Raw genomic sequence first — 12,735 nt, 5'->3', positions numbered from 1 at the left:
TTTGTTTCGTGTCCACAAAATTAGACACTCTTGTCTAAATCGTCAATCACCTCTATATAGTTTTTCATGAGACTGAGCGTTTCTCCTGACACTTTCCCGCCACGCGGCCACGAGGCCAAGCGCCTGTCGATCGTCGATGCCGCCGCAGGGGTGTTCTGCCGCGAAGGCTTCGCCGGCGCCAACATCGATCTGATCGCCGCCGAAGCCGGGGTCTCGCGCCAGACCATCTACAACCATCACGGCGACAAGGAAAAACTGTTCGTTGCCGTGGTGCGCGACCTCACCGAGCGCTGCAATGCCGGCATCTTCGCCACCATCGCCACCTTCCCCGACCAGCCGAAGGATCTCGAGGCTGATCTGATCGGCTTTGCCGTGCGCCTGAACCAGAACTGCATCTGCAATCGCGATGGAAAATTCCTGCGCAAGCTGATCCAGACGGAAGGCGAACGCTATCCCGAACTGTTTGCCGAGTGGCGCGAACAGGGGCCAGGTCGAACATGGCCGGCAATCGCCGCCCGCTTCGCCCGCCTCGCCTATGGCGGGTACCTCGCGATCGAGGATCCAGACGTGGCGGCGCGCCAGTTCCTCGGCCTCGTCAATGCCGAACTGCAGACCACCTTCATGCTCGGCGGCACGCCGCGCGAGGATGAAGTGCTGCAATCCGCGACCAATGGCGTGCGCACCTTCCTGCGCGCCTTTGGCAAGCGCCGGTCCGTGGCCTCGGTGGAAAAGCAAAGCGCTCTTGCCAGCGCCTGAGCGATCAAAATCGTCGGCAATAGTCCTCGCTTCGGCGCGACGGCGATCTATATCAGGTTTACGCCGCCCTCAAGCTTGATTACAGCTATGCGGACGATTCAACGGAACCCGACCGCCACATGGCCGACGACCACATCCGCTACGACATTCTGGCCCAGGAGGCGTTGCGCGGCGTCATGCGCAAGGTCCTGGCCGAGGTCGCGCGCACCGGCCTCCCCGGCAACCATCACTTCTTCATCACCTTTCTGACCGGTGCACCGGGCGTGCGCGTGTCTTCGCGGCTGCGCGAGCGTTATCCGGAGCAGATGACCATCGTCATCCAGTTCCAGTATTGGGACCTCAAGGTGACCGACACCGGCTTCGAAGTCGGCCTGTCCTTCTCCGACGTGCCTGAGAAACTCGAAATCCCGTTCTCGGCCGTGCGCGGTTTCTACGATCCGTCGGTCAATTTCGAACTCGAGTTCGACGTCAAGACCGATGTCGTGGCGGCCGACGAGCCTGCCGCTCAAGCGCCGCCCGAGCCGCTGACCATCGTTTCCGAGAAAAAGCCGAAAGCCGAGAAGAAAGCCGCCGCCGAGCCGGAGAAGAAGCCGGCCGCCGCCGACGCCGCCACCAAGGGCGCCGATGTGGTCTCGCTCGACGCCTTCCGCAAGAAATAGGCCCGCGGGTTCGCGCTGTGGCCGACATCGTCAATCTTCGCCAGGCCCGCAAGCAGAAGGCGCGGGACGAGAAGGTGCGAGTCGCCGAACAGAACCGGGCATTGCATGGCCGTTCCAAGGCAGAGAAGCAGCGCGACCGCCTGATCGCCGACAAGAGCGACAAATTCGTTGCCGGCCACCGCCGTGAAAAGCCCGGCGAACCGAGCGAACGGTGAGCGCGGTCGAAAAGCGTTCGGTGACCATTCGCGGCCACCGCACCAGCTATTCGCTCGAGAAACCCTTCTATGACGATCTCGTGGCGATCGCGGCGACCAGAAAGCTGACGCTCGCCGCCCTTGTCGCCGAAGTGGACGAAACGCGGCCCCGCGACACCAACCTGTCCTCGGCTCTCCGGCTCCATGTCCTGGAGTGGGCGAAGCGCGGAACCAGCTCCTTGAGCTAGAGGCTCTCGGCCGCCTCTTCCTTTTTCCTGCGTCTGGTGCCGAAGCCAAGCAAGGCCGAGCGGTCGCGCTCCTCGGCCTGTTTCCTGGACCGCACGCGCATTAGATCCTTCCAGCCGACATAGCCGACCAGCTGCAAGCCTTCACGGGTGACGACGGGCAGATGGGACACATTGGCCATCAGCAATTTGTCGGAGAGACCTTCCAGATACTCATCCGGATAGGCCAGCGTGACCTTGCTGCCGGCCAGCAACTCGCCAAGCGTCGTGGTGCGGTGGGTGCCGGCGCGTCTCCAGCGCAGGATCGCCGGCGGGTCGATGAGGCCGAGCACATGGCCGTTCTCGTCGACCACCGGAAAGCTCGGATGCCGCGTTTCCGGCGCGGTCAGGAATGCCGCGGCGCCGTGCAGCGTCATCGTCGCCGGCACACTCTCGACCTCGGAGGTCATCACCTCGCGCACCCTTGTCAGGGCGAAAGGATCGACGCGATACTCGCGAACCAGATGGTGTCCCCTTCTGGCGATCTTCTCGGTCAGGATCGAACGCTTCATCAGCAGCACTGTGACCGCGTGCGCCGCGGCACAGGCCGCGATCAGCGGCACCAGCATGTGCGTATTGCCGGTCAGTTCGACGGCAAAGAAGGTTGCGGTCAGCGGCGCCCGCATCGTACCGCCCATCGTGGCGGCCATCGCCAGAAGCGCCCAGAAGCCCGGATCCGCCGCCGGCAGAACGCCGGCGAGCACCGCCCCCATCGCACCGCCCATGATCAGCAGCGGCGCCAGCACGCCTCCGGATGTTCCCGAGCCGAGTGCAACCGACCAGATGATGGCCTTCACCACCAAGAGGATGAGCGCCGCGGTGGCGACAGTGCGGCCATCCAGCATGTCGGCGATGTTGTCATAACCGACGCCGAGCGCCTGCGGTTCGATCAGCCCGCCTATGCCGACCACCAGACCGCCAATCATTGGCCACCACATCCAGTGGATGGGCAGCTTCTGGAAGCCGTCCTCGCAGGCATAGACCATCTGCGTCAGCAGCCCCGACAACAGCCCGGCCGCGACACCGATCGAGGCCCAGCCGGCAAGGCCGACAAAGGAGACCTCCATACCGCCCTGGAACGGAAAGATGGGGCCAGGCAAGTGCAGCATAGTGCGCTCCACCTCGGCAATGATTGCCGCCACAGCCACGGGAATGAAGCTGCGCGGCGTCCATTCGAAGAGCAGCAGTTCGACCGCCAGCATGATGGCGGCGATCGGTGTCCCGAACACCGTGGTCATGCCCGCCGCCGCACCCGCCACCAGCAGCGTCTTGCGTTCATTGTCGCTGACCGGCAGCATCTGCGCGATCAGCGAGCCGATCGCCCCGCCGGTCATGATGATCGGACCCTCGGCGCCGAATGGGCCGCCGGAGCCGATCGAGATCGCCGACGACAGCGGCTTCAGGATCGCAACCTTGGCGTCGAGCTTGGAGCGCCCGAGCAGGATCGCCTCGATGGCCTCGGGAATGCCGTGGCCGCGTATCTTCTCGCTGCCGAAGCGCGCCATCAGGCCGATGATCAGCGCGCCGATCACCGGGACGATGACGGCGGCAAGCCCGAGCGGCGTGTCCCGCAGCTTCAAATCGGCGAGCGAGAACTGGCCGAAATAGGCAATGTTGGTGGCCAGACGGATCAGCTTCAAAAGCCCGATGCCGGCAAACAGGCCCGCCGTGGCGACCACGACGGCTATTGCCGCGATGAACAGCACCCTGGCATCGGTGGTGAAATCCCTGAGATGGCCGGGATTTGGGTGATTGGTCTTCATGGGGGTGGCTTTCTGGCGGCGGCCGGATCTGGATATGCGGCACGGCCGAAGCGGCCAGCCGGGTTGTCGGCGGCTATGTATCGTAACACGATATAAATATTCAAGCCGGTTTCGCTCGAAATCCGTTTGAGCTTTCGCCGAAAACGAACAAATGTCGGGTATGACGCAGCCGCAGAAACCACGCCCCGCCATCAAGCAGTCCGACTACCAGCGGCTGTCCGAGTTTCGCTACCTGATCCGCCGTTTCCTCGAATTCAGCCAGTTGCAGGCGGAAGATGCCGGCCTGACGCCACGCCAGCACCAGGCCCTGCTGGCGATCAAGGGTTTCCCGGGCGGCGGACCGGTGGCGATTGGCGATCTGGCGGAGCGCCTGCGCATCCGCCATCACAGCGCCGTCGAGCTGGTCAACCGTCTCAGCGAGGCAGGACTGGTCGCGCGGGATCAGGACAAGGACGACCATCGCCGCGTGCTGCTGCGGCTGACCGAGCGCGCCGACGATTGCCTGGCCGAGCTGTCGGCCGCGCATCTCGACGAGCTTTCACGCATCGAACCGATGTTGAAGCGCCTGCTCGTCAGCGAGTGACGCTCCAGCGTCTTTGCGGTGTGACACGAATTATTTTCCGGTGCCCGAATCCTTTGGCCTCACGATAACGTCTCGAAGATGAGCAGCCTTCAAGGCGCAGGGCACCCAAAGGAACAACCGAGATGAAACACCACCTGATACGCTACAAGACGAAGCCGGAGCGGGCCGACGAGAACGAGCGGCTGGTCAAGGCCGTCTTCCAGGAGCTGCGGGACAAATCGCCGGACGGCGTTCGCTATATGACCTGGCGATCCGACGACGGCACTTTTGTGCATCTGGTCGAGACGGAAACCGAGGCCCATGCCGACATCATCACCGGGCTGGCGGCATTCGAGGCCTTTCAGAACGGTATCAGGGATCGCTGCAGCGAACGTCCGCATCGCGCGGAGATGACCGTGGTGGGCCATTATCGGATGTTGGACGAGTAGTCGCGGATCAAAAAACGGCAGGCGCATGAGCATCCCCGGCGAAATCCGCGAGCCCTTTGATCGCCTGTTCGGCGAAATGCGCCCCAAATTGCACCGCTACTGCGCCCGCATGACGGGCTCGGTCGTCGATGGCGAGGACGTGTTGCAGGAGGCCCTGGCCAAGGCGGTCGAGGCTTTACCCGACGCCGGCCCGATCGCCAATCCCGAAGGCTGGCTGTTCAGCATCGCGCACAATGCGGCTCTTGATTTCCTGCGCCGTCGCGCCCGTGAAAAGACCTTTTCCGATGAGGATCCGGACATGATCGTCGACCCGGCAAACCCCACCGTCGACCGTCAGGCCGCGGCCGCCGGCCTGCATACCTTCATGCGCCTTCCCGTCACGCAACGAAGCAGCGTCATCATGATGGACGTTCTGGGCTATTCGCTGCAGGAGATCGGCACTGTCCTCGACACCAGCATCCCGGCCATCAAGGCGGCGCTGCACCGAGGCCGCGGCCGGCTGCGCCAGCTCGCCGATGAGCCCGACGACCGTCCGCCTCCCAGGCTCAGTGCGGCTGAACGTCAGATGCTCGACGCCTACGTCGATCGCTTCAACGCTCGCGATTTCGACGCGGTGCGCGACATGCTGGCGGACGAAGTGCGACTGGAACTGGTGGCCAGGACGCGGCTCGCCGGGCGCAAGGAAGTCGGCACCTACTTCCACAATTATTCCAGGGTCCAGGATTGGCGTTTGGTGCCGGGGTTTGTCGAAGCCAAGCCGGCGGTCCTTGTCCGCGATCGCGACGATGCGGCGGCGCGGCCATCCTATTTCCTGCTGCTGGGATGGCAGGCCGGCAAGCTCTTGACCATCCGCGATTTTCGACACGCCCGCTACGTCGCGGACGGCGCCGAAATGTCCATCCTGTGAAGCGATTGTTCTGCCCGATGGCAGCAGTCCGCGCTACTGCAACGACTTCAACAGATTGTCGATCGTGAACGGATTGGGCTTCGGCTTCGCCGGCGGCGGATTGTCGTTGGCCTCCGGCAGCGGCACTCGCTCGACCTTCGGTGCCTGTTCCGCGGCCTTGCGCTCGGCCTCGAGCCTTGCCTTTTCTTGCGCAGTGCGCATCGCCTCTTCCGCCTTCTGGCGATCCTGCTCGGCCTGCGCCTTGGCCGCTTCGTCGGCGGCCTGTTGCTCGGCCGCGGCCTTCGCGTCCGCATCCGCCTTTGCTTTGGCATCCGCGTCCGCCTTGGCCTTGGCTTCCGCATCGGCCTTCGCCTTTGCCTCCGCTTCAGCCTGGGCCCGAGCGTCCGCTTCAGCCTTGGCCTTGGCGTCGGCTTCGGCTTTCAGGCGCGCTGCTTCCTCCTGCTTGCGCAGTTCCTCGGCGGCCTTGTCGCGCGCGTCCTGCAGCGCCGCGTAGTAGCGCACTTCGCGCCGCAGCCGCTGCTTTTCGAGCAGCGCGGCCTGCATCGCCTCGACGCGCTGCTGCTCCTTTTCCAGCGCGCGCTGGGTCAGGAACTGCGCCAGCGGCTCGCTGTCGAACTGCCGTTTCACGGCGCCGATCGGCCCCTCGGCGGTGAAATTCACGATCGGCTCGGAGCCGACCAGCGCCTCGTCGCCGGGCCGATAAGTGACTGCTCCCTTGGCCGAAACCGTGCTGGTGTTGAGATCCGCCGTGATGTCGGCGGACAAGGTCGCCGCCGGATTCTCCAGGCTGATCGGCGGCACCCTCAGCGTGCCGCCGGCAACCGTGAAGGCAACGTCGCTATCCTTCGCGGCAAAGCTGCCATCGGCGGCGATCTGCGGCGCGAAGCCGGCTGTCTTGGCCGCGTCGATGTCGCGCCCGATCGCATCCGCCTTGGCAAGGAACGCGCTGAACGCATCGGGATTGACACCGGCGACTCGCAAACTCTTCAGCGTCGCCGTGCCGGAGCCGGACAACGCCGCCACCATCGCATCGACCGACTTGCCACTGGTCGAAAGCGTCGTCGAGAAATCACCGTTGCCGCTGATGCCGGCATCCGGCAGCACGTTCGCGAGATCGGCGCCCGCCAGTTTCATCTGGCCGGTGAAAAGTCCGGTGCCGTCAGTGTTCTTCAGTTCGAACAGGCCGGTCAGCGCACCGCCAAGGAATTTCGCCTTCAGATCCGAAACGCGGATGCCTTCCTGGTCGAGCTTGAGCGAAAACGCGGCATCGTAGGCAGCGGCGAACGGCCCGGCGGCAAGCGCCGCCGCCGTCAGATCGAGTTCGGCGGTGAACGGCAGGCTGGATTTCTGGCTGAAGGGGGCGGCCGGCCACGCGCCACCCTTGGCACCCTTGTCGACGAGGAAAGCCGAGTCGCCAAACAGCGCCACCGCCATCGGATCAAAGTCGAGTTCGTCGAGCACAAGTGCGCCGGCAAGATGCGGCACGCCATCCTTGACGTCGACATTGACGTCGCCGGACACCGCCGCCTCGTTGATGGCGCCGCTGAGGCCGTCCAGCACCAGCAGGCCGTTGCCATAGTCGCCCTGTGCCGTCAGTGATGTCGACATGCCGGCCCCCATGCCGGGAAGGCCGATGCCGGTTGTCATCAGCCACGGCTCGATGTCGGCGGCATCGAGGCTGAGCTTGCCCTTGGCGGTCGGTCCTTGCGGCGTATCGGCGATCGTCCCCTCGAAACCGGCCTTGAAGTCGTTGCCGGCGAGGCTGAAACTCGTCGCAAGGCCGCCGCCAAGTGTACCTTTGGCCGAAATATCCGTGCTTGCCTCACCCAGCATGCCGAGCGGCAGCGCCGGCAGGCCGTAGAGCGCCAGCAGCGCGGTGGCATCAGGATTCCTGGCATTGAAGGTCAGCGTCACCGGCGCATCGAGAAGCCCGTCCAGCGCTCCCTTTCCCGAAAGCGACGCCGAAAATGCCGAGCCGCCGGCCTTGCCCTGGCCACTCACCGCCAGGCCCGTGGTGCCGTCGCCATTGTCGGCGGCACTCGCCACGAGATCGATCCGCGAATCCTGGAACAGCTCGGGATAGGCTGAAGCCCGGCTCGCCAGCCCCTTCAGCACGGCATTGTCGGGATAATGCTGGGCTGCCACGTCGATCAGCGGCTTCAGATCGACGGCGACCACCGATGCATCGAGCTTGCCGGTCGGGCTCGCCGGAAAATCCTTGACCCTGCCCGTAGCGCTGATCGAGGCACCGGCCAGCCCGCCCACCGAAAGCCTGTCGATTTCGAGCAGCCCGTCGCGCAGCCTGAGCGCCGTGTCGACCGTGTCGGCGGTCAGGCCGCCGGCGCTGACCGGCCCGGCCTTGATCTGGAAGTCGAGGTCGCGGTCGGAAAAACGGTTGGTGCCCTTGTCGCTGACGAAGATCGAGGCGAAGGCCGCCAGCCCGTCGACATCGAGCTCGCCGCCTTCGAGCCGCATCAGCACGGACGGCTTGGCGTCGTCAGGCTGGCTGGAATCAATGCGGCCAGAGAACTTCGCCTTGCCAAGGATCAACTCGAGATCGCTGAAGGCCTGACGCCTTTCCGAGAGATCGACCTTGGCCTTGAAGCCGGCGGCGGGCAAACGGCGGATCGCCTCGTCGACATCCTTCGACAGCCAGGCTGCAAAGCCGGAAGGTTGTGCCACCGCCAGCAGCAGCGAGCCGGTGAAACCGAAATGATCCTCGACGCTGAGCATGCCACTGGCTTCCAGCGTGGTTCGGCCGGGCAAGGTCGCGGCCAGCGATTTCACCGCCCAGCCGCCATCGGTCGGTTCGGCGGAAAGATGCACGTCGCGCACCGTGGTGTCGCCGGCCACCACTGCCGGCAGCTTGACCTCGACCGTGCCGGGTATGGTCGGCTTCGGCAGGTCGAGCAAGGCTTGCTCCAGCCCGGCAATGCGCTGATCCAGTGTCAGCCCGGCGCCGGCCTCGGCCCCCACCGCCTCGTCGAACTGCACCTGTGCGCCACTGGCCTCGATGGCGAAGCTCGGCTTCAGCCCGAGATCGACCGAAGCCTTGCCATCGGCGGTGTAGGGATTGTCCAGCGGTCCCGTCTCGAAACGGAATTCATCGACACCGAGCTTCTGGTGGTCGAGCGAAAACTTGCCGTTCAGCCGAAAGCCCGGATCGGGCTTGCCGGCGCTGACCTTCACCGTCTCGCCATCGGTGCCGCGCAGCTCCGCGCTGTTCCTGCCGGCGCTGTTCTTGTCGGCGCCGGAGATTTTGAACTGGCCGGAATAGACGGCAGCGCCGTTGACGATGCCGGCATTGCCGTCGGTCTCGATGACCAGCGGATAGGCGTCTGGATCGGCTTTCAGCCGAAGACGCATCTGGCCGCTGCCTTCGGCCTTGCCGGTGGAAGCGGCAATGGCGGTGCGCAACCCGTCCAGCCGTAATGTGCCGTCCATGCGCCATGGCCCGGCCAGCGACTTGGCCGAGATGGTCGAATTGATCTCTGACATGAGATGGCTGCGCCCGCCGGCGGCATGGCGCAGTTCGATCTGCCCTTCCGTCACCGTCAGCTTCTCGATCGAGATCTGGTTGAGGTCGAAGGGCGAGGACGGCCGTATCGCCCAGTCGACTGTGCCGTCATCGGCGATGTCGATGGTCGCCTTCGGCCGCACCAGCCGCATGTCGAAGATAAGCACCTCGCCGCGCAGGAAGGGTGCCAGCTCAGCGTCCATCGAAAACGTCTCTACGGTCATCGCCGGCTGGCCGCCGGGGCCGCCGGCAACGGCGACGTTGGAGAAGGTCACCGAGGGAAACGGCAACAGCCGCGCCGTGGCATCCCCTTGCACGGTCACCTTGCGGCCGAGAATGGCGCTCGCCTCGCGCTCGAACTCGGCGCGGTAGCCGGTCCAGTCGATAAAGTACGGCCCCACCAGCGCCGCACACAGCACCAGCACGAACAGGCCACCAAAGATCACGAACAGGCGTGCGAGCATCAGCTCCGAACAGGTTGATTGAAATTCAGCCGCACTCTACCCGCATCCGCGTGTCGATAAAGAGGCAATTCCATTCGTGGCGGGCGCAGTCCCGGGCAATGTCCGCTGTTGCACGACCGCTTGCGGTCGCGGTATCTTTTTTAGACCACCCCTGCCCCAGCGGTCATGTCCCCGACCGCCCATCTCAACCGAGCACGGAGCATTCCCGATGTCAGCCAAGAACTGGGACAGGGTGCCCATCGACGCCCAGAGCGTCGACGCTCCGCTGTCGACGGCCGCGATTTTCCTTGTCGTGACGGTCAGTGGCGACAAGGCCGCGCTTTCGAACGTCGCCTCGGTGCTCGGCCAACTTGACGACCTCGTCAAGAATGTCGGCTTCCGCGACCTGTCGGGCCGGCTGTCCTGCATCGCCGGCATCGGCGCCGATCTCTGGAACCGCTTGTCGCCCGACCGGCGGCCGCTCGAGTTGAAACCCTTCGCGCCGATCAAGGGCTCGGCGCATTCGGCGCCCTCGACGCCCGGTGATCTGCTCTTCCACATCCGCGCCGAACGGCCCGACATGTGCTTCGAGTTCGAGCGCATTTTGCTGAACGGCCTGGGTGACGGCGTGGCCGTCGTCGACGAAGTCGCGGGCTTTCGCTATTTCGACGCGCGCGATCTCCTGGGCTTTGTGGACGGCACCGCCAATCCGACCGGCCTCGATCTGCCTGCCTCCGCCCTGGTCGGCGACGAGGACGCCGACTTTGTCGGCGGCAGTTATGTCGTCGTGCAGAAATACCTGCACGACATGGCCGCCTGGGGCAAAACGCCGACGCATGTCCAGGAAGAGATCATCGGCCGCACCAAGATCGACAACATCGAGATCGATGACGACGACAGGCCGCGCAAATCGCACAAGTCGTTGGCCACGATCGAGGACGACGCCGGCAACGAATACGACATCCTGCGCGACAACATGCCGTTCGGCCGTCCGGGGCAGAACGAGTTCGGAACCTATTTCATCGGCTACACGCGCTATTTGTGGGTGATCGAAAAGATGCTGCAGCGCATGTATGTCGGCGAGCCGCCCGGCGCCTACGACCGGCTGCTCGACTTCTCGACGCCGCATACCGGCACGACCTTTTTCGCGCCGACACGACCGATGCTGCAGAAATTGACCGAAGGAGTGCAGGAATAAACTGTCGCCAGGCGATCAGTTGTTCACCGCTTCGATCAAAACCTTCAGCATCGCTCCCTTTCGCAGGCCCACCTGGAAATCTCGCGCGATAAATTCCAGGGTCGAATCGTGAAACGTGAGAATGAAGTGCCGACGACCTGAAAACAGCTCTGGCATATGGCGCGGGTGAACCCGGTTTGCCTCTTCCAAAGAAGCAATCCAGGACGAATTGACGACTTCGAACGCGGAATATGGTTGCAGGCCAAGCCCATAGAGCCGGTGGCCACTGAGAGCCTCGTCGTTCGGCGGACCGAATTGGAATGCGACATATGGGTCAGCTGTAATGATTGCGACGGACTGACCGTCCGCCGTGGCCGAAACCGAGCGCGGATTGGTGCCATCGAAGGAGGGATCGGGAACATTGACGATATAGGCAATCAACAGCCGCCCCTCGTCCGCGAACACATGCGGCAAGGGCGCCCCTGCCGATGAGAACGGAAGATCGATCGGCAGCAGGGCTTCGGCCGCCGACATGATCAATGACCGACCGCCGGCAATATCTTGCCAGGGTTCATGATATTCTGCGGATCGAGCGCCTGCTTGATCGTGCGCATGATATCGACGCCGTGGCCGAGTTCATGGCGCATGAAGCCGATCTTGCCCTGGCCGATGCCGTGCTCGCCGGTGCAGGTACCATCCATGGCGATCGCCCGCATGTTCAGCCGCGAGACGAATTTCTCCGACAGCGCGACCTCCTTTGGATCGTTCACATCCATCAGCACCAGCACATGAAAATTGCCGTCGCCGGCATGACCGACGATCGGCGCGATCAAGCCCATCTCGGCGATGTCGGCTTCGGTTTCGGTGACGCATTCGGCAAAGCGGGAGATCGGCACGCAGACATCGGTCGACAGGCCCTTGGCGCCCGGCCGCAGCGTCAGCGAAGACCAGTAGGCGTCGTGCCTGGCCTTCCACAGTTTTGTCCGTTCCTCGGCAACGCTGGTCCACAGGAATGGCCCGCCGCCATTCTCTTCGGCGATCATGCCGAAGGTCTCTGCCTGCTCGGCAACACCCGCATCGCTGCCATGGAATTCGACGAACAGGCACGGGCTCTCCGGGTAGTCTAGCTTCGAATAGTTCTTCATCGCCCGCATCTGCAGCGCGTTGACGAGCTCGATGCGGGCCACCGGGATGCCCATCTGGATCGTCGCGATGACCGCGTTGCAAGCGGCCTCGACGCTCGGAAACGGGCAAACGCCGCCGGAGATCGCTTGCGGGATGCCTTGCAGCTTCAGTGTCAGCGAGGTGATGATGCCGAGCGTGCCTTCGGAGCCGATCAGCAGTCGCGTCAAATCGTAGCCGGCCGAGCTCTTTTTCGCGCGCTTGCCGGTCGTCACCGTCTCGCCATCGGCCATGACGGCCGTCAGCGACAGCACGTTCTCGCGCATCGTGCCGTAGCGCACCGCATTGGTGCCGGATGCCCGTGTCGCCGCCATGCCGCCGAGCGACGCATTGGCGCCGGGGTCGATCGGAAAGAACAGGCCGGTGTCGCGCAGATGCCGGTTAAGGTCCTCGCGGGTGACGCCCGGTTCGACCGTGCAGTCGAGATCCTGCGGATTGACCGCCAGGATACGGTTCATGCGCGAGGTGTCGACCGATATGCCGCCGCCGGGTGCGTTGGTGTGGCCTTCGAGCGAGGAGCCGACGCCGAAGGCAATGACCGGCACGCGGTGCGCGGCACAGGCGCGCACGATCTCCTGCACCTCGGAAGTCGTCTCCGGGAAAGCGACGCCGTCCGGTGCCTGCGTCGGAATATAGGTGGTGGTGTGCGCGTGCTGGGAGCGGATGGCCTCGCCAGTCTGGAAGCGCTCGCCCAGCCGTTGCTTGAGGATGCCGAGCACGGCGGCGATGCCTTCCTCATTGCGTTCAACCGGATTGAGGTCGCTCAGAGCCATGAATTCCTCCGCGAATGGACCAGTGCCCACCCTTGTTATGCAGCTATGGATGCCTAAAGCAATTCCAGG

General features: G+C 64.2%; 12 protein-coding genes. 8 read left to right on the top strand and 4 right to left on the bottom strand.

The annotated features are described in order from the left end of the window. The first annotated feature begins 66 nt into the window (after positions 1-66). From BLS48_RS18950 to BLS48_RS18935, 4 genes are all read left to right on the top strand, one after another. The gene (locus BLS48_RS18950) at positions 67-756 is read left to right on the top strand and encodes a TetR/AcrR family transcriptional regulator (RefSeq protein ID WP_091580469.1); all 690 of its coding nucleotides are present in this window, start codon (positions 67-69) and stop codon (positions 754-756) included. Between the two features lie 119 nt (positions 757-875). Then, positions 876-1,415 (top strand): SspB family protein, encoded by a 540-nt coding sequence (locus BLS48_RS18945; protein WP_091580466.1) that lies wholly within the window; start codon positions 876-878, stop codon positions 1,413-1,415. 17 nt (positions 1,416-1,432) lie between these two features. Continuing rightward, the gene (locus tag BLS48_RS18940) at positions 1,433-1,630 is read left to right on the top strand and encodes a DUF4169 family protein (protein WP_091580464.1); all 198 of its coding nucleotides are present in this window, start codon (positions 1,433-1,435) and stop codon (positions 1,628-1,630) included. After that, a complete protein-coding gene (locus tag BLS48_RS18935; RefSeq protein ID WP_091580461.1) occupies positions 1,627-1,857 on the top strand; it encodes a ribbon-helix-helix domain-containing protein in 231 nt (76 codons plus the stop codon). The genes BLS48_RS18940 and BLS48_RS18935 overlap by 4 nt, the downstream gene beginning before the upstream one ends. Here BLS48_RS18935 and BLS48_RS18930 read toward each other — a convergent pair. Next, the gene (locus BLS48_RS18930) at positions 1,854-3,656 is read right to left on the bottom strand and encodes a chloride channel protein (protein ID WP_091580458.1); all 1,803 of its coding nucleotides are present in this window, start codon (positions 3,654-3,656) and stop codon (positions 1,854-1,856) included. The genes BLS48_RS18935 and BLS48_RS18930 overlap by 4 nt on opposite strands. A gap of 151 nt (positions 3,657-3,807) precedes the next feature. Here BLS48_RS18930 and BLS48_RS18925 point away from each other — a divergent pair, with 151 nt between their 5' ends. From BLS48_RS18925 to BLS48_RS18915, 3 genes are all read left to right on the top strand, one after another. Continuing rightward, a complete protein-coding gene (locus tag BLS48_RS18925) occupies positions 3,808-4,239 on the top strand; it encodes a MarR family winged helix-turn-helix transcriptional regulator (RefSeq protein WP_091580454.1) in 432 nt (143 codons plus the stop codon). A gap of 122 nt (positions 4,240-4,361) precedes the next feature. After that, positions 4,362-4,667, top strand: a complete 306-nt coding sequence (locus BLS48_RS18920) for a hypothetical protein (RefSeq protein WP_091580452.1) — start codon at positions 4,362-4,364, stop codon at positions 4,665-4,667. Between the two features lie 25 nt (positions 4,668-4,692). Then, positions 4,693-5,574 carry a sigma-70 family RNA polymerase sigma factor gene (locus tag BLS48_RS18915; RefSeq protein WP_091580449.1) on the top strand — a complete coding sequence of 294 codons (882 nt, stop codon included), beginning with the start codon at positions 4,693-4,695 and terminating at the stop codon, positions 5,572-5,574. A 33-nt stretch (positions 5,575-5,607) separates the two neighbouring features. Here the strand turns inward: BLS48_RS18915 and BLS48_RS18910 are convergent, their stop codons facing one another. Next, the gene (locus BLS48_RS18910) at positions 5,608-9,555 is read right to left on the bottom strand and encodes an AsmA family protein (protein ID WP_091580446.1); all 3,948 of its coding nucleotides are present in this window, start codon (positions 9,553-9,555) and stop codon (positions 5,608-5,610) included. A gap of 208 nt (positions 9,556-9,763) precedes the next feature. Between BLS48_RS18910 and BLS48_RS18905 the strand changes: the two genes are divergently transcribed. After that, positions 9,764-10,732, top strand: coding sequence for a Dyp-type peroxidase (locus BLS48_RS18905; RefSeq protein ID WP_091580443.1), 969 nt, complete (start codon positions 9,764-9,766; stop codon positions 10,730-10,732). A gap of 15 nt (positions 10,733-10,747) precedes the next feature. On the opposite strand, the gene BLS48_RS18900 is transcribed toward BLS48_RS18905, so the two are convergent. Then, entirely contained in the window at positions 10,748-11,245 is a 498-nt protein-coding gene (locus BLS48_RS18900) for a hypothetical protein (protein WP_091580440.1), read from the bottom strand. A 2-nt stretch (positions 11,246-11,247) separates the two neighbouring features. Beyond that, entirely contained in the window at positions 11,248-12,666 is a 1,419-nt protein-coding gene (locus BLS48_RS18895) for an FAD-binding oxidoreductase (RefSeq protein WP_091580608.1), read from the bottom strand. Between the last annotated feature and the right edge of the window lie 69 nt (positions 12,667-12,735).

This window comes from Mesorhizobium qingshengii, assembly GCF_900103325.1.
In the GTDB taxonomy this organism is placed as follows: domain Bacteria; phylum Pseudomonadota; class Alphaproteobacteria; order Rhizobiales; family Rhizobiaceae; genus Mesorhizobium; species Mesorhizobium qingshengii.
This window is presented reverse-complemented; position numbering and strand designations above follow the sequence as displayed.